Below are 21,952 nucleotides of genomic sequence, written 5' to 3' on the forward strand. Positions count from 1 at the left end.
GACTGACGGACGGGGACTGACGGACGGGGTGGCGAGCACTACGCTGGTCGTATGACGCACCAGGAGATCTACGAGGTCCTCTTCACGGAGTCGGCGGGCCGCGACCGGGACCGGCTCGAACCCGTGCGCCGCGCCTCCTTCGACAAGGCGCTCGAGATCCTGGCACGCGATCCGTACACGGAGCTGTCCCGGCCGATAGGAGCGGGCGAGCAGGACCGCGAGATCCGGCTCACCTCACAGATCGTGGCCGAGTACATGGTGTCGCGCGGGCGGCTGCTGCTCGTGGTGCTGCGGGTCTTCGACGACGCGGACATCCTGCTGCCCGAAGGGTGACCGGCGGCGCAGGGCGGCGGCGAGCAGGGCCGTGAGCAGGGGGGCGGTCCAGACCCACAGGTGGGGCCAGTCCAGCAGGAGCGAGCGGCCGCCCGGGGGCTGGTGCCGGGACCAGAACTCGGCGGAGGCCCCCGGGAGGACCAGCAGCCCGAGCAGGCCGCTGCCCGCGAAGGCGCCCAGCGCGGTCAGCCCGGCCCTGACCTGGCCGGTCAGCAGGAGGTACGGGATCAGCAGCGCCGGGGTCAGGGTGATCCCGGCGGCCGTGCCCAGCGCGAAGCCCTTGCCGAGGGCGCCGCGCGGCCGGTGCAGGTCCCACAGGACGGGGCAGGCCAGGGCCAGGGCGATCTGGCCGGACAGCGGGCTCTGGAACAGCGGCTCCAGCCACAGCCCGGCGACGGTGGCGGCCAGCACGGGACCGGGCCGGGCCCGCAGTCCCGCCAGCCGGCACGACAGCAGGATCAGCAGGGCGAACAGCCCGGCACTGCCCCCCACCAGGACGGCCTTCAGTACGCCGGTCGGCAGCCAGGCGGCCGGGGCGAAGAGGATGGCCGCGAACGGCGGATACGCGGCGGGCGGGCTCCACTCGGCGGCGGAGAGGCCGGGGGCGAGGGCATCGGCCACCGGGATGCGCAGGGCGACGCAGAGCACGCCGAGCACGAGCAGCAGGCCCGCGAGCAGCACGCCGGCGCGGGGCGACGGAGAGCGGCTGGGCTCGGAACTCCGGGTCACGGCGCGACCCTAGTGGATCAACGCCCCGGGACCCGCGCCGAGGCCCCCAGCCGCCCGCGCGGACGGCAGCGGCGAGGCGGCGCAGAGCCTCCGGCGCCGCCACCGGGCTCCGGCTCGGCGCCAGGCCTCAGTGGCGTATGACGCCCGCGTCCTCGGAGTATTCACCGAGGACGACCACGCTCACGGCGGTGGCCGCGAAGACCTTGGCCGCGCGCAGGACGCTGCCGACGCTGTGGCGGGGGCGGGAGTCGGAAGTGGCGGTGGCGCCGCGAGGGCGGCGACCCTGGACCGGGGTGTAGGTTGCGGTGCTCATGTATCCATGGTCGGTTTTCGACCGGCTTGTCACATCGCCCTGAGGGCTGAACCTCGGACTCTCCGGCATCCTCCTCCCGGCCCATGCCACCCCCTACGGGCTCTGTCCGAAGGAGGACACGGACCGAACATCCCCCGTACGGGGCCACCGCCCCGAAGGACTTTCGGCCCCCTGCCCCTTCGCGATATCCATTCGCGCAGCGCCTCTGCGATGGCTAGAATCTCCGCTCTTGCCGCCTCCCGCCGCGTCACCGGGAGCGCCGCCCGCCGCTCGGAAACCGGCGGGCCCGTCCGCCCGCATCACGCAGGTCCTCAGCAGATGGAGGCAGTTCCGTGCCCGCGCACGCCCACGTCACCGACCCCGACGCCGACCCTGACACCGCCCCCGACTCCGACGCGGCCGCCGCCGACCCCCTGGGCCGCGAGCGGGCCCACCTCGCCGCCTCCCGCTCCGCGCTCCGCGCGATGCGCGAGGACGTCGAGAACCTCGACATCCGCGACGTCACCGCGAACTGGGTCAACGCGGTCGTCCTGCAGGCCCAGATCGACGACCGGATCAAGGCCCTCGCCGACCTCGCCCACACCCCCCTCTTCTTCGGCCGGCTCAACTACCTGCACTCGCCCGGCGCGGAGCTCGCCGAGGGCGCGGAGGGCGAGCAGTTCTACATCGGCCGCCGCCACGTCCACGACGCCGGCGGCGACCCCATGGTGATCGACTGGCGCGCGCCGGTCTCCCAGCCCTTCTACCGGGCCTCGAAGAACGACCCGCAGGACATCGGGCTGCGCCGCCGCTTCGGTTACACGGGCGGCGAGCTGACCGCGTACGAGGACGAGCACCTCTCCGACCCCGCCGAGGCGGCGGCCGTCAGCAAGCTGCTCCAGCAGGAGATCGAGCGCCCGCGCGTCGGCCCCATGCGCGACATCGTGGCGACGATCCAGCCGGAGCAGGACGAGATCGTGCGGTCCGGCCTGTCGGGCTCCGTCTGCGTGCAGGGCGGCCCCGGCACCGGCAAGACCGCCGTCGGCCTGCACCGTGTCGCATACCTCCTCTACGCGCACCGCGACCGCCTCGCCCGGACCGGCACCCTGGTCATCGGGCCGAACCGTTCCTTCCTGCACTACATCGAGCAGGTCCTGCCCGCGCTGGGCGAGCTGGAGGTCAAGCAGGCCACGGTCGACGACCTGGTCGCCCGCGCGGACCTGGAGGTACGCGGCACGGACGCCGCCGAAACCGCCGTGATCAAGGGCGATGCCCGGATGGCGGAGGTACTGCGCCGCGCGGTCCACTCGCACGTGTCGGAGCCGGTCGAACCGCTGATGGTGGTCCGCGGATCGCGCCGCTGGCGGGTGCCCGCGTACGAGATCGCCGAGATCGTCGCCGAGCTCCAGAACCGCGACATCCGCTACGGAGCCGCCCGCGACGCCCTCCCGCAGCGGATCGCGCACGCGGTCCTCGTACGCATGGAGCAGGCGGGCGAGGCGCCCGACGACCGGGTCCAGGACGCGGTGGCGCGCAATCCCGCCGTGAAGGCCGTGGTCAAGGCGGTGTGGCCGCTGGTGGAACCGGCCAAGCTGGTGCTGCGGCTGCTCTCGGACGCGGAGTTCCTCGCGGAGCACGCGGAGGGGGTCCTGTCGGCGCGGGAGCAGGAACTACTGCGCTGGGCGAAGCCGGCGCGCAGCGTGAAATCGGTGAAGTGGTCGGCGGCGGACCTGGTCCTCATCGACGAGACGGCGGACCTGGTGGAGCGCACGCACTCGCTCGGCCACGTCGTCATCGACGAGGCGCAGGACCTGTCCCCGATGCAGTACCGGGCGGTCGGCCGGCGCTGCACCACCGGCTCGGCGACGGTCCTCGGCGACCTCGCGCAGGGCACGACCCCGTGGGCGACGCGCAGTTGGGACGAGGCGCTGGGGCACCTGGGCAAGCCGGGTGCGGTGCTGGAGGAACTGACGGCGGGCTTCCGCGTGCCGCGCGAGGTGATCGCCTACGCCTCGCGGCTGCTGCCGGCGATCTCACCGGGCCTCTCCCCGGTCTCCTCGGTCCGCGAGACCCCGGGCTCGCTGATCGTCTCGGAGGTCGCTTCCGACCTCCCGTCCGCGGTGGTCGCGGCCTGCCGGGCCTCGCTCGTGCACGAGGGGTCGATCGGTCTGATCGCGGCGGACGCGCGGATCCCTGAACTCGGGGACGCACTGCTGGCGGCGGGGCTGCCCTACCTCTCGCCCGGCGAGGAGACGACTGCGGAGTCGCGGCTGACGCTGGTGCCGGCCGCACTGGCCAAGGGTCTGGAGTACGACTACGTCGTGCTGCACGAGCCGGCGGACGTGGTGGCGGGCGAGCCCGACGAACGAACCGGCCTGCGCCGCCTCTACGTCTGCCTCACCCGAGCCGTCTCGGGCCTGACCGTCCTCCACACGAGCCCCTTGCCGGGGGCCCTGGCGTAGCCCTGCGGGGCTGTCCCCGACCCGCCCTTCCACCGTTCCCAGGGCCGGCCCTGACCCGGTCCTCAAACGCCGGACGGGCTGAAAGCAGGGACCCCGGGCTGCGCCCGGACCCCTGGGGCTCCGCCCCAGACCCCGGTCCTCAAACGCCGGACGGCTGAAAAGACAAACCCCGGCCGGGAGGGAACGCTCGACTGGACGTTCCCCCCGGTCGGGGTCGAAGGCTCGCCGGGCCGGGGACGGGGGCGGGGTGGGGTGTCGGCCTGGACGTAAAGCGTGATTTGTGGCGCGCAAAAGGCCCGCGCTGTCGAAGCAGAACACAGGGCGCCTAAATCATGCAGTCCAGGCCGACACCCCACCCCGCCCCCGGCACCGGCCCACCCCGCAGCGATCAGCTCAAGGACGTCCGCCAGGACTCCACCGCCGCCGCCGACACCGGACGGTCCCAGCCGGAAGGCCGGGCCGCGCTGCCGATGTGGAAGGCGTCGATGCCCGCCTCGCGGAGCACCGGGAGGTGGGAGAGGGCGAGGCCGCCGCCCACCAGGATGCGCGGCTCGTAGCCGGGGGTGCCCGCCTTCGCCGCCTCCGCCAGCAGCACCGGCAGACCCTCGTCGACCCCGCCCGCCGCGCCCGCGGTCAGGTAGGTGTCGAGTCCGGGCAGGTCCGCGACCGCCTTGCGGAGCTGGTCACGGTCCGCCGCCCGGTCGATCGCGCGGTGGAACGTCCACCCGCAGCCGCCGAGCTCCGCCACGACCGCCACGACGGCGGTGAGGTCGGGGCTGCCGTCGGGGTTCAGGAAGCCCAGGACGAACTCTTCCGCCCCCTCCGCGCGCAGCGCACGCGCCTCCTCCGCCAGGCGTTCCACGTCCTGCGCGGAGCCCGCCGAGAACCCGTCGGCCTTCCGGAGCATCACGCGCAGCCGGATGTCGACCGCCGCCCGGATCGCCGCGAAGGTCTCGCGCGGCGGGGTGAGCCCGTCGGCGGCCATGTCGGTGACCAGTTCGAGTCGGTCCGCCCCACCGGCCTGGGCCGCGACCGCATCCTCCACGTCGAGGGCGATCACCTCCAGGAGCGCACGGTTGCTCATGTAATCCCATCCTTCGTCCCGCATTGGAAAATAGGTCTAGTCCAATGCCCAGGGTACGGGCCTCCGCCCACCCTTCACCAGCACAATCACGCCACCACCACAATGTGCGCATGACATCCGCCATGACGTCCGACACGCACCGCGAACAGAACCTCCGCGCCCGCTGGCACGCCACCACCGCCGCCGCCGGAGCCACCCCCGGCCTCGACCCGTCCCCCTACGCCGACCGCCTCCTCACCGCCTGGGCGGAGCCGCAGCGCAGGTACCACACCACCGCACACCTGGCCGACGTACTCGCACGCATCGACGCACTCGCAGCGGCCCAAGAAGCAGTGGAGGCGGCGGACAGGCCCGCCGTAGAGCTCGCCGCCTGGTTCCACGACGCCGTCTACCGCCCCGACCGCTCCGAGAACGAGGAGCGCAGCGCCGCCCTCGCCGAGCGCGCCCTGCCCGAGCTCGGCATCGACGACGCCCGCACCGCCGAGGTGGCCCGCCTCGTCCGGCTCACGATCACCCACGACCCCGCGCCCGGCGACGCCAACGGCGAGCTGCTCTGCGACGCCGACCTGGGCGTCCTGGCGGGCACGGCCGAGCAGTACGCCGCCTACGCCGCAGCCGTGCGCGCCGAGTACGGCTTCGTCCCCGACGAGGCCTTCCGCGAAGGCCGGGCCGCCGTACTGCGCCAGCTCCTGGCGCTGCCCCGCCTCTTCCGCACCGCCCACGGGACCGCGCACTGGGAGGCCCCGGCCCGCGCCAACCTGGCCGCCGAGCTCTCCCAGCTGACCGAGCCCTCGGATCAGCCCCCGGGAATGTGATCCCGTTCGCCGTGGTTGAGGTAGTTCATGCCCGCAGCAGCCGAACGCACCCGCATGCCCGTAGCCGTCTACATCCTCGGCCTCTCCGTCTTCGCACTCGGTACCAGCGAATTCATGCTCTCCGGGCTGCTGCCACCCATCGCCGAGGACATGGGCGTCACCATCCCCCAGGCGGGCCTGCTCATATCCGCCTTCGCGATCGGCATGGTCGTCGGAGCGCCCCTGCTCGCGGTGGCCACGCTGCGGCTGCCCCGGCGCACCACGCTGCTCTCCCTGATCACCCTCTTCGGCCTCGGCCAGGTCGCGGGCGCGCTGGCCCCCTCGTACGAGCTGCTCTTCGCCTCCCGCATCGTCTCCGCGCTCGCCTGCGCCGGCTTCTGGGCGGTCGGCGCCGCCGTGGCCATCGCCATGGTCGAGCAGCACCAGCGGGCCCGGGCCATGGCCGTCATGATCGGCGGGCTGTCCATCGCCAACGTCCTCGGCGTCCCGGCCGGCGCGTTCCTCGGTGAGCACCTGGGCTGGCGCTCCGCGTTCTGGGCGGTCGGCGCGGCCTCCGCCGTCGCCCTGGTCGGCATCCTCGCGCTGATCCCGAAGATCCCGCTGCCCGCCGAGAAGCCGACGCTCGCGCGCGAGCTGCGCATCTACCGCGACCGCCAGGTGTGGCTGTCGATCGGCGTCACGGCGCTGGCCGCGGGCGGCGTCTTCTGCGCCTTCAGCTACCTGTCCCCGCTGCTCACGGACGTGGCCGGGCTCGATTCGAAGTGGGTCCCCTGGATCCTCGGCCTCTTCGGGATCGGCGCGCTGGTGGGCACCACGGTGGGCGGGCGGATCGCCGACGCGCACCTGTTCGGGGTGATGCTGTGGGGCATCACCGCCTCCACCGTCTTCCTCGCGGCGCTGGCCCTGCTGGCCTCCACGGCCGCGGCCGCGATCGCGCTCTCGTTCCTGCTCGGCTTCTCGGCGTTCTTCACGGCCCCGGCGCTCAACGCCCGCATGTTCAACGTCGCGGGCGCCGCCCCGACCCTGGCCGGCGCGACCACCACGGCCGCCTTCAACCTCGGCAACACCGGCGGCCCCTGGCTCGGCGGCACCGTCATCGACGCCGGGTACGGCTACTCCGCCACCGCCTGGGCCGGCGGCGCGATGACCGTCACCGCCATCGCCCTGGGCCTGGTGGCCCTCCGCCTGGACCGCCGTACGGGTACCCCCTCGCGCTTGGTCACCGGCTCGGCGGCGGCCCTGCCGACGGTGCCCGAGCGGGTCTAGCCAGGCCCCCGCCGGGGCTCAGCGGCAGAGCTCGCCGAGGTCGTCCTCGAAGGTCCCGAACTCCGCGCGGGCCCCGGCGACGACCTCCGCGGCGGGCCTGCGCGCCGTGGTCGCGTGCCGCCCGGCGATCCCGGCCAGGGCCTCGTCCGGCCGCGGCGCGCGCTCCGGGTACAGGGCCGCCTCCCGCGGTCCGAAGCCGTCCGCCAGCACCCACAGGAACCCGGACAGGTCCCCGGCGACCACGCCGACCTCCCCCTCCGACCCCATGAACACCACGGGCTGCTCGTGCAGGGGCCGCCCCGGCCGTACGCACCACAGGGCCGCGAGGCCGCCGGAGCCGTCCTGGCCGAACACCCGGTAGGCGTCCCCGTCGACCTCGTGGTTCCCCGTCCAGGCGCGCAGCCAGTCGGTGGTGTCCTCGGCGGACACGAAGGCCTCGTAGGGCTCGAAGTCGACGCCCTCGCCCTCGTCCCCGTAGTCGAACTCGACCCGGGCCACGTCGGCGAGGGCAGGGGGAAAGCGGCGGTCGTCGCCGGACATCACGATCATTGCCGGAGGCTAACCCCCGCCACCGACAGCGGTCCCCCGCACGCCGGGGCTACGCCGCCCGCCCCTTGGGCCGCCGCAGGCCCGCCTGCGTCAGGCGGCGGACCAGTTCCTTGCTGCCGATCTCGACCGCGCCCGCGCCCACCGCGTCCGCGTAGCGCTGCTCCGGGACGTCGTAGTGGTCGCGTTCGAAGGCCTTCGGCGGGCAGCCGATCGATGCCGCGAAGGCGTGCAGTTCCTCGAACGAGGCGTCGCTGACCAGGTGCGACCACATGCGGCCGTGACCCGGCCAGTCGGGCGGGTCGATGTACACCGTCACCGGCGGCTCATTCGCCGTAACCGAAGGCGGAGCCGCTACCGGAGTCGGAGCCGAGGCCGCCGCCCAGGACGGGTCCCAGGCCGCCCACCGGCGCCACCCGCACGCCGGCCTCCGAGCACACCCACATCGGGTCCGGTCCGAGCTCGGGCTCCACGTCCAGCGCGTGCGGCTCGCCGTGGCCGCAGACCGGGCACAGCGGCCAGCGCCCGTACTTCTCCAGCAGCGCGTCCTTCACGTCCTGGGCGACGAGGCCGGCGAGGCAGTCGACGCCCTCCGGCCACTGCTCCACCCACCACCGGCGGTGGGTGACCGCATCCTCGACGAGGGAGACGACATAGGCCTCGGCGACATCGCCCGCGACGAGATCGGCGAGTACGAGGGCGCGTGCGGCGTGCAGCGCCTGCTCAAGGGGGGGTGGGGGGGTCGCGTGGTCCATGGACACATTGTGGACCCGGACCGGCCCCGTGGCGAAGGTCCTCTTTCTCCGGTGACTTATGGCGTCTTGACGTTCCCACCCCTCTGAAAATAAGTTTCAAGGGTGAGCGAGAACGTGAAAGAAACCTTCAGCGGTAGCCGCGTGGACACGCCGCCCCCCGTCCCGGTCCCCGCCCCCGCCGCCCTGCGGGCCCGCGTCCGCAGCCTCGGCCCCTCGATGACCCGCTCCATGCAGGCCGTCGCCGAAGCCGTCGCCGAGGACCCCGCGGCCTGCGCCGCGCTCACCGTCAGCGGCCTCGCCGCCCGCACCGGCACCAGCGAGGCCACCGTCGTCCGCACCGCCCGCCTCCTCGGCTACCCCGGCTACCGCGACCTGCGCCTCGCGCTCGCCGCGCTCGCCGCCCAGCAGGAGTCCGGCGCGGCCCCCGCCGTCACCGTGGACATAGCCGTCGACGACTCCCTCGCGAACGTGGTCGCCAAGCTGGCCCAGGAGGAGGCGCAGACCCTCGCCGACACCGCCGCCGGACTCGACGTCGCCGCCCTCGGCTCGGCCGTCGCCGCCCTCGCGGGCGCCCGCCGCATCGAGATCTACGGCGTCGGCGCCTCCGGCCTCGTCGCCCAGGACCTCGCGCAGAAGCTGTCGCGCATCGGGCTCATCGCCCAGGCGCACAACGACCCGCACCTCGCCGTCACCACCGCCGTCCTGCTGCGCCCCGGCGACGTGGCCGTCGCCATCACCCACTCCGGCGGCACCGGCGACGTCATCGAGCCCCTGCGGACCGCCTTCGAGCACGGCGCCACCACCCTCGCGCTCACGGCCCGCGCCGGCTCCCCCGTCGTCCACTACGCCGACCTCGTGCTGGCCACCTCCGCCGCCCGCGAGACCCAGCTGCGCCCGGCGGCCATGTCGAGCCGGACCAGCCAGCTCCTCGTCGTGGACTGCCTGTTCGTGGGTGTCGCCCAGCAGACCTACGAGACCGCGGCCCCCGCGCTCGCAGCCTCGTACGAGGCGCTCGCGCCCCGCCACCACACCCCCGTACCCACCGCCAAGCGCAACAGCACCACCCGCTAGCAGCAACGACAGCACCAGCCAGTACCTCAGGAGCCGAAGCCCATGACCGCGTACGCCGAACTCCGCGCCCAGCTCGCCACCTTGACCACCGAGGCCTTCCGCCCCGAACTGGCCGAGATCGACCAGCTGCCCACCCTGGAGATCGCCCGCCTGATGAACGCCGAGGACGCCACCGTCCCGGCCGCCGTCGCCGGCGAGCTGGAGACGATCGCCGCCGCCATCGACGGGATCGCCGAGCGGATGGCCCGCGGCGGCCGCCTGATCTACGCGGGAGCCGGCACCGCCGGACGGATGGGCGTACTGGACGCCAGCGAGTGCCCGCCCACCTTCAACACCGACCCCTCCGAGGTCGTCGGCCTGATCGCGGGCGGCCCCTCCGCCATGGTCAAGGCCGTCGAAGGCGCCGAGGACTCCAAGGAACTGGCCGCCGAGGACCTGACCGCGCTGGCCCTGACCGCCGAGGACACCGTCATCGGGATCTCCGCCTCCGGCCGCACCCCGTACGCGATCGGCGCCGTCGAGTTCGCCCGCGACCGCGGGGCGCTGACCGTCGGCCTGTCCTGCAACGCCGGCTCCGCGCTCGCCGCCGCCGCCGACCACGGCATCGAGGTGGTCGTCGGCCCCGAACTCCTCACCGGGTCCACCCGCCTGAAGGCCGGCACCGCGCAGAAGCTCGTCCTCAACCTCATCTCGACCCTCACGATGATCCGGCTCGGCAAGACGTACGGGAACCTGATGGTCGACATGCGCTCCTCCAACGAGAAGCTGCGCGCCCGCGCCCGCCGCATCGTCTCTCTGGCCACCGGCGCCCCCGACGCCGAGATCGAGGCCGCGCTCACCGCGTCCGACGGCGAGGTCAAGCAGGCCATCCTCGTCATCCTCGGCGGAGTCGACGGCCCCACGGCCGGCGAACTGCTCACCGCCTCCAAGGGCCACCTCCGGGCCGCCCTCACCCGGACCCCGACCCGGACCCCGGCCCAGACCCCGCGCTGACCCACCCCTGCCGATCCCCCGCTGACCCCCAGCAGCAAGGCGAACACCACGATGTCCACTGACAAGAACCGCGCCACAGCCGCCGCGATCCTTCCCCTGGTCGGCGGTCCGGACAACATCCTCTCCATCGCGCACTGCATGACCCGCCTGCGGATCACCCTGCGCGACCGTTCCCTGGTCCAGGACGAGGCCCTCAAGGCCGTCCCCGCCGTGATGGGCGTCGTCGAGGACCTGGGGGCCCCTCCCAGCGGTAGCTGGGGGATGTACCAGATCGTGCTGGGACCGGGCACCGTCGCCCGCGTCACGCCCGAGTTCGAGGCCCTGGTCGCGGAAAGCCGCTCGGCCGCCGCCGCAACCCCTGCGGCCGCCCCCGCCTCCGCCGGCGCCGGTCACACCGCCGACGAACTCGCCGCCCAGGGCGCGGCCATCAAGAACGCCCAGAAGGCGAAGAACTCCACCCCCTTCAAGCTGTTCCTGCGCCGCATCGCGAACATCTTCGTCCCGCTGATCCCGGCCCTGATCGGCTGCGGCATCATCGCCGGGCTGAACGGCTTCCTCACCAACATGGGCTGGGTGCCGGCCGTGGTCCCCGCGCTCGCCGCGATGGCGAGCGGCTTCATGTCCCTGATCGCCGTCTTCGTCGGCTACAACACGGCCAAGGAGTTCGGCGGCACCGCCATCCTCGGCGGCGCGGTCGCCGCGATCATCGTCTTCCCGGGCGTCGCGAAGATCGACGCCTTCGGCCAGCAGCTCTCCCCCGGCCAGGGCGGCGTACTCGGCGCACTGGCCGCCGCGCTGCTCGCCGTCCAGGTGGAGAAGTGGTGCCGCAAGTGGGTCCCGGAAGCGCTGGACGTCCTGGTCACCCCCACCCTCACGGTGCTGATCTCCGGCCTCGTCACCATCTTCGGCCTGATGTTCGTCGCCGGTGAGGTCTCCAGCGCCATCGGCACCTTCGCCACCTGGCTGCTCGCCACCGGCGGGGCCTTCGCGGGCCTGGTCCTCGGCGGGCTCTTCCTCCCGCTGGTCATGCTGGGCCTGCACCAGGCCCTGATCCCCATCCACACCACCCTGATCGAGCAGACCGGCTACACCGTCCTGCTCCCCATCCTCGCCATGGCGGGCGCGGGCCAGGTCGGCGCGGCCATCGCCGTCTACTACAAGCTCCCCCGCAACCGCTCGATCCGCGCCACCATCAAGTCCGCCCTCCCGGCCGGCTTCCTGGGCGTGGGCGAACCCCTCATCTACGGCGTCTCCCTCCCCCTGGGCCGCCCCTTCATCACCGCCTGCATCGGCGGCGCCGCGGGCGGAGCCTTCGTAGGCCTCTTCAACCAGCTCGGCACCGCCTTCGGCTCCACCGCCATCGGCCCCTCGGGCTGGGCGCTGTTCCCGCTGCTGGACGGCAAGTCGGGCATGGGGATGACCATCGCGATCTACGCGGGCGGCCTGGCCGTCGGCTACCTCGTGGGCTTCGCCGCCACCTACTTCTTCGGCTTCACCCAGCTTCTCTGCACTTCACTCAATGAGCCTAGTGAAGAGGAGCAGTCCACTTCTGAGGAACCGGTAACGAGTACAGCACCGGAAGAGGAAGCAGTTCTGACTCGCTGAGCGAGTAGTGGCCGAAGGCCGCCGGAGCATCGGTGCTCCGGCGGCCTCAGCCAGTAGATCCCCAATTGCGCCGCTTCTTGACCTTCGGCACAGGCATGTCAGGGTCCGTGAAGAGAGGCCCTTGCATGGTCTGCAGAATGATCACTGCATCGCTGGCGATGTCGGCACGCGCATAGCCCGTAGCGGCGTCCAGGTGCAGAGTCGTTGCTCCCCGTACCGGCTCTTCCGCCTCCCGTACTTGCATCCGGCTCCAGTGAACCTGTGGCAGCCTCTCAGCGTCGGGCGTGAACTCGTAGACAGCGTGATCAAAGATCAGCAGTCCGTCGATCAGAGGTTCACCCTCCTTGACCGGGTGCATGATGCAGGCGAAGGCGATCGGCCGCTCCTGCCACCAACCGATGACATTGCTGGATCGCTCCCAGCCTGAAGCAAAGCGCTCGTTGAACAGTTTCGCGGTCCCCCACGCCCGGACCAGGCTGCCTCGAACACCATGGTGGGCCGCGAACTGATCGAGTGCCGTGCGGATCGCCTCCTGGATCTCGGCATCAAGCAGGTCAACCCCGCCAGCGTTGCGATCAGCAATCGGCACAGAGTTGTTGTGGACAATCGCTACGTAAGCCACCTGCTCCCACGTCGCCGCAGGGGCGATTTGCGTAGTACGCAAGACGTCCAGGTGACGACCTACCAACGCCTGATAGAACCGCCTGGTTGTCCTGCTCCTGCCCGGCAGATCCGTGATCCAGTCCGGTCCAGTGCTCTTGCGTCGGCTAAACAAGGCCACGCTCGATCGCCTCCCCAGCTCTCGGCCCCACCCCCAGAGGCGTGTCGGCTGATTATGGTCCTCTCGTTCACCGGCCCACAGAGCGGGGGCGCGGCAAGCCGAGATCCACCACGGTCCGCTGAGCAGTCCGAGCCGCCTCGGCCTGCTTGGTCCGCAGGAACGTCAGCGTCATGTCGATTCCGTCGATCTCGCCGAGCCACTGCTCCTCTTCCGCCTTCTTACGGCGTAGAAGGAGGTCCTTCTCCAGCTCCACGAGTCGCGGCAGCATCTTGGGATTGATCTGGAGCATGGGGCAGCGGATGCAGGCGTGCTCGTGCTGGCAGGGCGTCCCGTAGGGACGCGCGCAGTTGCCCAGCTCGACCTTGCGCTTGTCGAAGTGCTCCTCGAACTCGTCCCATTCCTGTGGTGTGACCTCGCCGTATTCCACCTCTGGCCTCAACGTTCGCCGGTGGTTTAGGAAGGCCTGGTAGTGGCCGACGACATCCTCTGCGAACACCGCAACGTAACCCTGAGTCGTCTGCAGATTGAGGTGTCCGAGCAGGGCTGCGCCGATGTGGATCGGTAGGCCCCCGTTGACAACCTCGGTGGCAAACAGCCGACGGAAGTCATGCGGGGTGAACTTCAGGCCCTCAAAGGCGGAGTTGATCTCGGCCAGCTCTTTGCAGCTGCGGTCAAGCATGCTCAGGACCGTTGCGCCAGACATGACGCCGATCGCGGTCCCGATATGTCGCTGCATGAGGAAAGGCAGCCGCTCCGACCACGTCCGCTCGTGCGGGTCGTACCGGGTGACCAGGGGGACGGTCCTGCCATTGCGCGTTTGGCGGCGAAGGATTTGCGCGACGGCGTGAAACAACTCAGCCGACATCGGAATCACTCGCTCGCGCTCGCTCTTCGACGGCGCGACCACCAACAGGGCGATGACCTCGCCGTTAGGCCGTTGGTACTGGCGGATGCTCAGGTGCGTGAGCTCGCAGAGTTCCTCCACCCGGATTCCGCTGTGCCGCAGCACCTCGACTGCCGCCCACTCCCAGAAGGCGGAGTCCTCGACAACGGTCACGTTGATCCGCTCACCCGATTCCTCTTCCGTGATCCTCACCGCCGGCTCTGCCTCCGCCGCGGCCATGCGCCGGTCATAGTCGGAGTTCCGGCGCCGGTAGCGGCGCCCTTGGTGGATGAACTCCTCACCGAGCGCGATCGGGCGAGCGGCATCCAGCAGACCGGCGTAGAACTCGTGGCGTGCTTCTACGTGGGCCACCAGCGCGGGCAGGAGCGGCTGCCGGACGCGGACCCGGTCCGCCATTCGCCGATTGATCTCCCGCCTGCGCTTCCCGAACCCCTTCAGATCCTGCGGACGGATGGGGCACGGAACGACCCACTGCGCCCACCGCTCCGGCTCTTCGACAGCCCAGCTGTGGAGGTCGACGTAGAGGCCGCGAACGGCAAGGAGGATGGATTCCGGGTCCAGGCGCTTCCTCAGCTCCCGGCCGCCACCAGTGGTGCACGTCTGGAGCTCGGCTCGCCATTGGTCGTAGAGGTCTTGGCCGAGGACCAGGTCAGGGTGTCCTGGGCTGAGCTCCTCGATTTTGGCCCAGAAGTGCTTGGCCAGGTTCCGGGCAAGGCCGGTGACGGTGACGTAGTCAGTCTCCGCCCGCCTGCGGGTCAGGTAGTCGATCAACAGCTGTCGGACTGAGAGGCTCTTGATCGCGTAGCGGTCCACCAGTTCCTCGATCGTCCGCTGACCGGTGTACACGAACGTCCTGAGCGTCGGTGGCGTCTCAGCCGGAAAGTGCCCCATGGCGTGGAGCAACTGCCAGGCACCGAGCGCAGCGAAGCGATTGTGGTTCTTGTTGGCCCCGTGGGTCAGCCCGAGACGCTTCGACTCCAGCGAGTAGTGCAGCAGAGCCGCAGGCGTCAGATCTTCGAGTGCGATGCCCTGAGTGGTCAGCGCGCAGGTGAGATCGAACTTCGCGCGTGCCTTGTGGACGTGTCCCATCGTGGGGTGTCCGTCAACGGCCTCGAAGAACCGGTCCAGGAGTGGGTCGTTCTGGATCTCCCGAAAGGGCTCGGCGTACCGCGTGAACTTGTTGGCGCGGAAGCCTGACACCGACGGCTGGACCACCCGAAGACAGAAGGCCATCTTGGCGGCCGTGATCAGGTCGAAGCCGTCGTATTGGAACCCCTCACGCGCGAGGATGTTGACCGAGGGCGCGTTCTCGCCGTCGAAGCCGCTCGCCTCCCACCGCTGCTGCCAGGTCTCCCCTGGCAGTGTCTCCAAGTGGGCGAGCAGCATGTTCATCCCACGGCGCCGCTTGTTCGCGTGGGAACGGTCTGAACGCCCCTTGAGTGCTCCTGTGGCGATCTCCCGGACCTCTTCCAACGTCGCCCGGGAGAGATCCCCGAACGGCGCCGGCGGGACCTCTGGCCGCGGTGCCGGTGCGGCCTTCACGGATGCAGTGGAGAACCGGCTCCTCGGCGCCTCTGGCCGTGCACCCTCTCGGTAGGAGGCGACGCGGCGGTTTCGCGCGGTGTAGGTGTCGGGAGTGTGACGGTTAGGCACCGAACACCGCCTTGAAGTCGTCCTCGTCGTAGCCAGGCGCAATACTGTGCACGACCTTGGGCCGGTTGTAGTGCTCCTGCAGGGCATCGAAGAGGTCCTCGACGCGGGCGTTGAGGTAGCGGCCCGTGGTCGCCAGGTCCGCATGCCGGAGGATCGCCCGGACCTCGGTCAGGGTCAGGTTCGGGTCGTTCGCCATACGACTGGCTGCCGTGTGGCGAAGATCGTGCAGCGTCCAGTTCGTACCGAGCTTCGCGTTGGCCCGCTGGATGACCCGGCGCATCGCCCAGTAGCTCAGCGGCTTGTCGGGGCCGCGCCGCGTCCGCAGCACGGGCTCGTGGGCCGCAGGCAGGCCGATGGAGTCGAGGTAGGCCGCGAGCACGATGAGGGCCTGCGGGCTGGCCGGTACGGGGTCCCGTTCCTTGGTCCCTTTGGAGATCACGTGGAAGACCTGCCGTGACCAGTCGATATCGGCCGGGGTGACCCCCAGAAGCTCTTCGGCTCGGGCACCGCTGGAGACGTAGAGCAGGACAGCGGCCCTGTCCCGGTCATGCGTCATCGCTTCGAAGAACTCGTCCCACAGAACGTCGGGAATCGCCCTTGGGTCGCCCTTCGACACTCGCTGCCGTAGCCGGGCCCGCCGGAATGGCTGCGCCGGCTCGGTGGAGTTTCGGTGTGCCAGCGCCCTTCGTTGTGCGAGCGACTCCGGGACGGGGTTGGTCAGCGGGCCACGTCCGTAGTGACGGTGGAAGGCGTAGAAGCTGCTGACCACGGTCAATGCGTGGTTGATCGTGCTCGGCGCATAGCCGGCCTGGAGGTACCGCTTACCCGTGCGGGGGTTCACCGACCCTGGCCGTGGCGAGTCAGGACTGCTGCGGCGGCGCTGCGGGTTGGGTGCCGTACGGAGCCACCCCACGAGGGCGGCGGCCTCCGCCTCGGACGCCTTGTCCCACGGCAGATCGAGGAACCACAGCAGCCGGAACCAGCGCAGCAGGTCATGCGCGTAGCTGCGGCCGGTCAGCGGGCTGTTGTCGCTCAGCGCCAGGTCTCGGAGGTACGAGAGGGCGGGCTCGACCACCTCACCGGACACGGTGAGGACCGCGTACGGAGGGTGCTGGGTCTCCAGTTTGGCCACCGACCCGAGGCGAGGCACATCGGCGCGGCCTTCGATCAAGTCGTGGTGCAGGTTGGGTTTCATGCGGGCTCTCCTTGAGCGGGGAAACATCGCCCTGCCCAACGAGCCAGAGAAGGTGCAGTTAACACACCAGATGCTGACCGAGTTCAACGCCGCCCCGGACACGGAAACGGCCCCGGGGACCGCACCGGCGCCTTCGGCGACCACCGAGCCCGTCCCGGACGCGACGCCCGTCCCCGTGGGCCGCTGACGGTGGGCCGCTGACGGCAGGCCCCCACGTACGAAGGATCCCGGCCGGTGTGGTCCACCGGCCGGGAGCCTTCATTGCCGCGGTCCCCGTCGCAGTCGCGGTCGTCCCGCTGCTCAGCGCGAGGCACCCCGACCCGGTGCGGGGCCGGCACGCCGACGGTCCGATGATGATCCGATGACCGACTCGATACCGGCCGTCGTCCCGTCCGGCCGGATGGCCGCCCTCGCCCAGCCCTCGTACGACCTGCCCTGCGGGCTGCGCCTGCGCCCCTGGGAGCCCTACGACGCCCCCGCGCTCGTGGCCGCGTACGCCGACCCGGACATCCGCCACTGGAACCGCCCGGACCGGCTCACCGAGGAGCAGGCCGTCACCCGCATCGCCCGTTGGCGCGAACGCTGGCAGGCCGAAAGCTCGGCGATCTGGGCGCTGGCCCCCGCGGACGGCGGCTGCGCCGTCGGAGTGATCGCCCTCGCCGACATCGACCTGCGCGGCGGCAGCGGGGAGTTCATGTACTGGCTCCTCCCGGCCGGCCGCGGCCTCGGAGCCACCGCCGAAGGCCTGGCCGTCCTGACCCCCTGGGCCTTCGGGGAACTCGGCCTGCACCGCCTGTACATCACCCACTCCGTGGCCAACCCGGCCTCCTGCCGAGTCGCCACGACCTCCGGCTACCCCCTGGAGGGCACCATGCGCGGGGCCCTCCTCCACGCGGACGGCTGGCACGACGAACACCTCCACGCCCGCATCAGCACGGACTGAGGGCGGGGGCGGCGGGCGCCGGCCGCCGGGTCACGGCGTCCCGGACGCGCCCGGCGGCCGGTAGCGGATCTGCTCGGCCTTGCGCAGGGCGTCCAGGGTGTCGTCGACGCTCAGCAGGACCGTCGTCTCGAACGAGCTGAGCGCGCCGCCCCCGCTGATCGCCAGGGCGACCGCGGCCATGGACACGTTGTCCGGGGCCTCCCAGAGGTTGTAGCCGTCGTGCGTGCCGAAGGCGTACCAGAAGCCGTGCAGCTGCCCGCCGACGGACTCGATGTACGACCGGGCGGCCTGTGCGCGGTCCTCGGGGTGGGCCGTCAGCCTCGCCCAGGTCTCCGGCGTGTAGCTGAACCTCGACAGATACAGCGGCATCGCGTCACCTTCCTTCGTCTTCCTTCGTCTTCTTTCGTCGCGTCGACGATGCGCACGCCGGGCGGAAGAAGCGGCAGAAGGGGCGGACCGGATCGCCGCCGTTCCCCCGAACGGCTGGTGACGGCCACCGCCACGGCCCAACGCGGCCCGGCCCGACTCAGGCCACCGGGGCCGGCCTGTGCATCCCCGTGGCGCCCGCCGTGAGGGCCCGGTGGGCGGCGGCCAGGCGGCGCACGGCCTCGGTGAGCCGGGGCGCCGGGAGCGTGTAGGGGAGGCGGACATGGCGTTCGAACGCGCCGCCCACCCCGAACCGCGGTCCCGCCGCGATCGTCACCCCGTGGTCCGGCGCGACCGCCGCCAGCCGCGAGGCGACCGGCTCCGGGAACCGCGCCCACAGCGTCACACCACCGGCCGCCCGCGGCGCGTGCACCTCGGGCAGATGCTCGGCCAGAGCCGCCAGCAAGGCGTCCTGCTGCGCCCGCAGTTGGTGCAGCGCCTCGGGCCGCCGGGTCTGACCGCCGTTCAGGAGCACGGCTGTGGCCAGCTGTTCCACCACCGGGGTACCGAGGTCCGTGGCGGGCCGGGCCCGCGCGACGCGCTCCAGCAGCGCGGGCACGGCGCGGATCCAGCCGATGCGCAGGCCGCCCCAGATGCTCTTGGACACCGAGCCGACGCTGATGGCGGTGGGGTGCGTCGCGGCGAAGGGTTCCGCGGCCGGGTCCGGGGCCGTAGCCTCCAGCCCCAGGTCCAGGTCCAGGTCCAGGTCCAGGTCCGCCAGGGTCTCGTCGATGATCGTGGGGCAGGCCGGCCGCAGGCTCCGGCGCACGTCCGCGGACATGAACATCCCGGTGGGGTTGTGGAAGTCCGGGATCAGGTAGGCCAGTTGAGCGGTCCGCGCCGCCGCGAGGAGCTGCGGTACGTCCCACCCCGCCGGGCCCACCGCCACCGGCAGGAGCCGGGCGCGCGCCTCGGTGAACGCCCTGATCGCGTGCGGATACGTGGGGTGGTCGATCACCACCTTGTCCCGCGGCGACAGCAGCGTGCGCGCCAGCAGACCGATCGCGTGCTGCGCACCACTGGTGATCATGACGTGATCGGGCGAGGTCGGCAGCCCCCTGCACCCGTACCACCCGGCGACCGCCTCGCGCAGCTCCGCGGTGCCGTACCGGTCGTACCCGTGCCGCTCGAAGTGGAGCGGCAGCCGCTCCAGCGCCGTCGCGAAAGCGGCGTGGAGGACCTCCGGGGGCGCGGGCGGCGCGGCGAAGGACAGGTCGACGCCCTCCGCCTCCGCGTCCGTACCGGCCCGCCGCCCGGCGGGCGCGTCCTCGTGCGGGAGCCGTACGGTCGCCCGCGCGCGCTCCCTCGTCTCCAGGTAGCCGTGGTCCACCAGCGTGCGGTACGCGGCCCCGACCGTGGTCCGGCTCGTGCCGAGCGCGGTGGCCAGGTCCCGTTCGCCCGGCAGCGCCGCCCCGAGGCAGAGCCGCCCGTCCAGGATCAGCAGCCGCAGCCGGTCGGAGAGCCGCTGGTGCGCCGGCCCGGGGCCCTCCTGCCAGGTCCCGACCATGCGTCCGACGGCGTGCGCGCTGATCTTCATCGGACCAGCGTACGCAATCTGGCTATCGATTCCGGGTCCAGATCGAGGCGAGGCTGAGCCCATGCCCCGCATGAACGCCTTCGCCCAGCTCCGGGCGGGCCGCACCGCACGCCGCGTCCCCCAACTCCTGCTCGGCCTCACCGGCTACGGCGCCGCCGTCATGGTGCTCGTCGAGTCCGGCCTGGGCACGGCGAGCTGGAGCGTGCTCACCGACGGCACGGCCAAGTCCCTCGGCATCTCCTTCGGCTGGGCGACGAACCTGATCTCGCTCCTGGTGCTCCTCGCCTGGATCCCGCTGCGCGAGCTCCCCGGACTCGGCACCGTCCTCAACGTCGCCATCGTCGGCTTCGCCGCCGACGCCACCGCCGCCGTACTCCCGCCCCCCGAGGGGACGCCCGCCGCCCTCGCGTACCTCGCCCTCGGCCTGCTCGCCCTCGCCTTCTTCGACGCCCTCTACCTCGGCGCGCAGTACGGCTCGGGCCCGCGCGACGGCATCATGACCGGTCTCGTCCGCCTCACCCGACTGCCCGTAGCGACGGTGCGCACCGGCATCGAGGTCTCCGTGGCCGGCCTCGGCTGGCTGCTCGGCGGCACCCTCGGCCTCGGCACCGTGCTCGTCGCCCTGGGCACGGGCCCGCTGGTCGGCTGGTTCCTCCCGCGCCTGACGGTCCGACTCCCCGACCCCTCAGGAGGGGTGGGCCCGCTCGTGCAGCACGGCGGCCAGCCGTAGCGCGGTGTCCAGGTTGCAGCGCCCCAGATCGACCAGCGGCAGCCCGTAGGACCCGGCCGCGGACACCCCGTCCACCCCGAGCGAGGGGAACACGACCCCTACGTCCGTCAGCGCGGCCTTCAACTGCCCGACGGCCTCCTCGGCAGCCAGCATCCGTTCCATCGGCGTAAGCACCATTTACCATGTCACCTTTCGCTCTGAGTAGTCGAGTTCAGCACTCAGAGTGGCGACGCGCTGGCTAGCCTTCAAGGGTCACACTCCAACACCCGCACCTGTTGTCAGGGGAGTTGCCGTGCCCGATTCCGGAGACGTGGACCCGTTCTCCTCACCCCGCACCATGCTCGGCTCCGAACTGCGCGTCGCCCGCAAAAGGGCCGGCCTCAGCCAGGACAAACTCGGCGAGCCCCTCTTCGTCAGCGGTTCCTTCATCGGCCAACTCGAAGCGGGTACACGGCGGATGACGGTGGAGCTGGGCCGCGAGATAGACCGCGTCCTCGGCACCGACGATTTCTTCACGCGGAACTGCCAAGCCGTGACGAAGTTCAAGTACCCCGACCACTTCACGGAGGCCGCCGAGGCGGAGGGCCTCGCGAAGGCCATCCGAGAGTACGCACCCCTGCTGATCCCGGGCCTGCTCCAGAAGGAGACGTACGCCCGGGCCATCTTCCGCGCGTACCAGCCGACGGCGACGGAGTCGGCGATCGACGCCCTGGTCGAAGCCCGACTGGCCCGCGCTGCCCTGCTTGCAGAGCCAACAACCCCGTTGTTGTGGTGCGTGCTCGATGAGGCGGTAGTGCGTCGAGTCATCGGCAGCCGGTCGGTGATGGCCGAGGCGCTGCGGCACCTCGCGGACCTGATCCGGTCCCACCGGATCATCCTTCAGGTGCTGCCGTTCAGTGCGGGTGCTCACGCGACGATGGACGGCCCCCTCAAGCTGATGTCGTTCGACGACGCGCCTCCACTCGCCTATCTCGCGGGCCACACAACAGGTCTGTTGCTAGACGATCCGGCCACGGTGGCACGCCACTTCCTGACCTACGATCTCCTCACTGCCAGCGCGCTGGCACCACGTGAATCACTGGCCTTGATCGAATCCGTGGCGGAGGATTACGCACATGACGCGCAGGCCTGAATACGACATCTCGACCGCCACGTGGCACAAGTCCAGCTACAGCGGCGGTGACGGCGGCGACTGCCTGGAGATGGCCATCTGGCGCAAGTCCACCCACAGCGCAGGCGATGGCGGCAACTGCCTGGAAGTCTCCGACGGCCACCCCGGCCTCGTCCCCGTCCGCGACTCCAAGGTCCCCGACGGCCCCCACCTCACCTTCGGCGCCCCCGCCTGGTCCACCTTCGTCGCCGCGCTCACCTAGGCACCCTCCGGGCGGATCACGCGCTCAGCGCGCGTCGAACGCCGCCTGCATTGCCTCCGCCGTGGGAACTATGACGACCGCGTTCGCCTGAAGCTCCGGGGGAAGGTGGCGACGCTCCTTCTCCTGGAAGATCAGTGCGCCACCGTCCTGAGGGACGATGGCGGCCCCCAGGGCTGCCGCCAGCCGGGCGAGCACGCCGAGCATCGCGCCACGGGCGAAGTGCGTGGCCATCACGCTCACCAGTCCGCTCTCGCCGTGGGTCGCGTGGTAGAGGTCCGCTTCGCCCCCGTCCTCCGCGCAGAGCAGCGAATAGCCGTCGTCCGGGCCGCCCGCCACCACGTACGGCTCCGTCACGTGCCGGAGCGGTACGTCGTCCAGCGCGACGACCTCGCCGTCCACGAACCGGAGCAGGAAGATGCTGTAGCTCATGGAGGCACACTGCCATCCTCGGCACGAGTC

The 21,952-nt window shown here is 71.5% G+C and carries 25 protein-coding genes; 12 read left to right on the forward strand and 13 right to left on the reverse strand.

Annotation, left to right across the window (positions count from 1 at the left end; all coding sequences use genetic code 11):
• The first annotated feature begins 51 nt into the window (after positions 1–51).
• A complete protein-coding gene (locus ACODT5_RS35715; RefSeq protein WP_351595494.1) occupies positions 52–333 on the forward strand; it encodes a hypothetical protein in 282 nt (93 codons plus the stop codon).
• On the opposite strand, the gene ACODT5_RS35720 is transcribed toward ACODT5_RS35715, so the two are convergent.
• Together ACODT5_RS35720 and ACODT5_RS35725 are read right to left on the reverse strand one after the other, a co-directional pair.
• Positions 235–1,062, reverse strand: a complete 828-nt coding sequence (locus ACODT5_RS35720; protein ID WP_422523226.1) for a glycosyltransferase family 87 protein — start codon at positions 1,060–1,062, stop codon at positions 235–237. The genes ACODT5_RS35715 and ACODT5_RS35720 overlap by 99 nt on opposite strands.
• Before the next feature lie 127 nt (positions 1,063–1,189).
• Positions 1,190–1,375: a hypothetical protein gene (locus ACODT5_RS35725; protein ID WP_243339576.1), complete on the reverse strand. Its 186-nt coding sequence runs from the start codon at positions 1,373–1,375 to the stop codon at positions 1,190–1,192.
• A gap of 332 nt (positions 1,376–1,707) precedes the next feature.
• Here ACODT5_RS35725 and ACODT5_RS35730 point away from each other — a divergent pair, with 332 nt between their 5' ends.
• Positions 1,708–3,816 carry a HelD family protein gene (locus tag ACODT5_RS35730; RefSeq protein ID WP_422523227.1) on the forward strand — a complete coding sequence of 703 codons (2,109 nt, stop codon included), beginning with the start codon at positions 1,708–1,710 and terminating at the stop codon, positions 3,814–3,816.
• A 388-nt stretch (positions 3,817–4,204) separates the two neighbouring features.
• Here ACODT5_RS35730 and ACODT5_RS35735 read toward each other — a convergent pair whose 3' ends face one another.
• On the reverse strand, positions 4,205–4,900 hold the full coding sequence (locus ACODT5_RS35735; RefSeq protein ID WP_422523228.1) for a copper homeostasis protein CutC: 696 nt from the start codon (positions 4,898–4,900) through the stop codon (positions 4,205–4,207).
• A 110-nt stretch (positions 4,901–5,010) separates the two neighbouring features.
• Between ACODT5_RS35735 and ACODT5_RS35740 the strand changes: the two genes are divergently transcribed.
• Together ACODT5_RS35740 and ACODT5_RS35745 are read left to right on the forward strand one after the other, a co-directional pair.
• Entirely contained in the window at positions 5,011–5,715 is a 705-nt protein-coding gene (locus ACODT5_RS35740) for an HD domain-containing protein (RefSeq protein ID WP_422523229.1), read from the forward strand.
• Between the two features lie 54 nt (positions 5,716–5,769).
• Positions 5,770–6,981: a Cmx/CmrA family chloramphenicol efflux MFS transporter gene (locus ACODT5_RS35745; protein WP_422525137.1), complete on the forward strand. Its 1,212-nt coding sequence runs from the start codon at positions 5,770–5,772 to the stop codon at positions 6,979–6,981.
• 18 nt (positions 6,982–6,999) lie between these two features.
• Here ACODT5_RS35745 and ACODT5_RS35750 read toward each other — a convergent pair whose 3' ends face one another.
• The 3 genes from ACODT5_RS35750 to ACODT5_RS35760 are packed head-to-tail and all read right to left on the reverse strand — an operon-like array spanning position 7,000 to position 8,282.
• Entirely contained in the window at positions 7,000–7,530 is a 531-nt protein-coding gene (locus tag ACODT5_RS35750) for an SMI1/KNR4 family protein (RefSeq protein WP_422523230.1), read from the reverse strand.
• A gap of 49 nt (positions 7,531–7,579) precedes the next feature.
• Positions 7,580–7,846 carry a DUF4031 domain-containing protein gene (locus tag ACODT5_RS35755; RefSeq protein ID WP_422523231.1) on the reverse strand — a complete coding sequence of 89 codons (267 nt, stop codon included), beginning with the start codon at positions 7,844–7,846 and terminating at the stop codon, positions 7,580–7,582.
• Between the two features lie 7 nt (positions 7,847–7,853).
• The gene (locus tag ACODT5_RS35760; protein ID WP_422523232.1) at positions 7,854–8,282 is read right to left on the reverse strand and encodes a hypothetical protein; all 429 of its coding nucleotides are present in this window, start codon (positions 8,280–8,282) and stop codon (positions 7,854–7,856) included.
• A gap of 114 nt (positions 8,283–8,396) precedes the next feature.
• Between ACODT5_RS35760 and ACODT5_RS35765 the strand changes: the two genes are divergently transcribed.
• Genes ACODT5_RS35765 through ACODT5_RS35775 form a run of 3 tightly spaced genes read left to right on the forward strand, consistent with a single transcriptional unit; the run spans position 8,397 to position 11,951 of the window.
• On the forward strand, positions 8,397–9,353 hold the full coding sequence (locus tag ACODT5_RS35765; RefSeq protein WP_422525138.1) for a MurR/RpiR family transcriptional regulator: 957 nt from the start codon (positions 8,397–8,399) through the stop codon (positions 9,351–9,353).
• Positions 9,354–9,395: 42 nt separating this feature from the next.
• Positions 9,396–10,346, forward strand: a complete 951-nt coding sequence (gene murQ, locus ACODT5_RS35770) for an N-acetylmuramic acid 6-phosphate etherase (protein WP_422523233.1) — start codon at positions 9,396–9,398, stop codon at positions 10,344–10,346.
• A gap of 51 nt (positions 10,347–10,397) precedes the next feature.
• Complete coding sequence (locus ACODT5_RS35775) at positions 10,398–11,951, forward strand: PTS transporter subunit EIIC (protein ID WP_422523234.1); 1,554 nt, start codon at positions 10,398–10,400, stop codon at positions 11,949–11,951.
• A 46-nt stretch (positions 11,952–11,997) separates the two neighbouring features.
• Here the strand turns inward: ACODT5_RS35775 and ACODT5_RS35780 are convergent, their stop codons facing one another.
• The 3 genes from ACODT5_RS35780 to ACODT5_RS35790 form a co-directional block, all read right to left on the reverse strand.
• Complete coding sequence (locus ACODT5_RS35780; protein ID WP_422523235.1) at positions 11,998–12,732, reverse strand: hypothetical protein; 735 nt, start codon at positions 12,730–12,732, stop codon at positions 11,998–12,000.
• Between the two features lie 67 nt (positions 12,733–12,799).
• A complete protein-coding gene (locus tag ACODT5_RS35785; RefSeq protein WP_422523236.1) occupies positions 12,800–15,178 on the reverse strand; it encodes a site-specific integrase in 2,379 nt (792 codons plus the stop codon).
• A gap of 103 nt (positions 15,179–15,281) precedes the next feature.
• Positions 15,282–16,484, reverse strand: coding sequence for a tyrosine-type recombinase/integrase (locus tag ACODT5_RS35790; protein WP_422523237.1), 1,203 nt, complete (start codon positions 16,482–16,484; stop codon positions 15,282–15,284).
• 52 nt (positions 16,485–16,536) lie between these two features.
• Between ACODT5_RS35790 and ACODT5_RS35795 the strand changes: the two genes are divergently transcribed.
• On the forward strand, positions 16,537–16,671 hold the full coding sequence (locus ACODT5_RS35795) for a hypothetical protein (protein ID WP_422523238.1): 135 nt from the start codon (positions 16,537–16,539) through the stop codon (positions 16,669–16,671).
• Positions 16,672–16,845: 174 nt separating this feature from the next.
• On the forward strand, positions 16,846–17,427 hold the full coding sequence (locus ACODT5_RS35800; protein ID WP_422523239.1) for a GNAT family N-acetyltransferase: 582 nt from the start codon (positions 16,846–16,848) through the stop codon (positions 17,425–17,427).
• Positions 17,428–17,457: 30 nt separating this feature from the next.
• Here ACODT5_RS35800 and ACODT5_RS35805 read toward each other — a convergent pair whose 3' ends face one another.
• Both ACODT5_RS35805 and yczR read right to left on the reverse strand, forming a co-directional pair.
• Positions 17,458–17,796 carry a GYD domain-containing protein gene (locus ACODT5_RS35805; protein ID WP_422523240.1) on the reverse strand — a complete coding sequence of 113 codons (339 nt, stop codon included), beginning with the start codon at positions 17,794–17,796 and terminating at the stop codon, positions 17,458–17,460.
• Between the two features lie 157 nt (positions 17,797–17,953).
• On the reverse strand, positions 17,954–19,390 hold the full coding sequence (gene yczR / locus ACODT5_RS35810; RefSeq protein WP_422523241.1) for a MocR-like transcription factor YczR: 1,437 nt from the start codon (positions 19,388–19,390) through the stop codon (positions 17,954–17,956).
• Between the two features lie 61 nt (positions 19,391–19,451).
• Between yczR and yczE the strand changes: the two genes are divergently transcribed.
• Positions 19,452–20,120: a membrane protein YczE gene (gene yczE, locus ACODT5_RS35815; RefSeq protein ID WP_422523242.1), complete on the forward strand. Its 669-nt coding sequence runs from the start codon at positions 19,452–19,454 to the stop codon at positions 20,118–20,120.
• On the opposite strand, the gene ACODT5_RS35820 is transcribed toward yczE, so the two are convergent.
• On the reverse strand, positions 20,076–20,297 hold the full coding sequence (locus ACODT5_RS35820; RefSeq protein WP_422523243.1) for a hypothetical protein: 222 nt from the start codon (positions 20,295–20,297) through the stop codon (positions 20,076–20,078). The two genes, yczE and ACODT5_RS35820, sit on opposite strands and share 45 nt — an antisense overlap.
• Before the next feature lie 160 nt (positions 20,298–20,457).
• Here ACODT5_RS35820 and ACODT5_RS35825 point away from each other — a divergent pair, with 160 nt between their 5' ends.
• Positions 20,458–21,252, forward strand: coding sequence for a helix-turn-helix domain-containing protein (locus ACODT5_RS35825; RefSeq protein ID WP_422525139.1), 795 nt, complete (start codon positions 20,458–20,460; stop codon positions 21,250–21,252).
• Positions 21,236–21,493, forward strand: coding sequence for a DUF397 domain-containing protein (locus tag ACODT5_RS35830; RefSeq protein WP_422523244.1), 258 nt, complete (start codon positions 21,236–21,238; stop codon positions 21,491–21,493). The genes ACODT5_RS35825 and ACODT5_RS35830 overlap by 17 nt, the downstream gene beginning before the upstream one ends.
• A gap of 24 nt (positions 21,494–21,517) precedes the next feature.
• Here ACODT5_RS35830 and ACODT5_RS35835 read toward each other — a convergent pair whose 3' ends face one another.
• Positions 21,518–21,922 carry a hypothetical protein gene (locus ACODT5_RS35835; protein ID WP_422523245.1) on the reverse strand — a complete coding sequence of 135 codons (405 nt, stop codon included), beginning with the start codon at positions 21,920–21,922 and terminating at the stop codon, positions 21,518–21,520.
• Positions 21,923–21,952: the final 30 nt, after the last annotated feature.

It is taken from the genome of Streptomyces tatrensis (assembly GCF_049310065.1).
GTDB lineage: Bacteria > Actinomycetota > Actinomycetes > Streptomycetales > Streptomycetaceae > Streptomyces.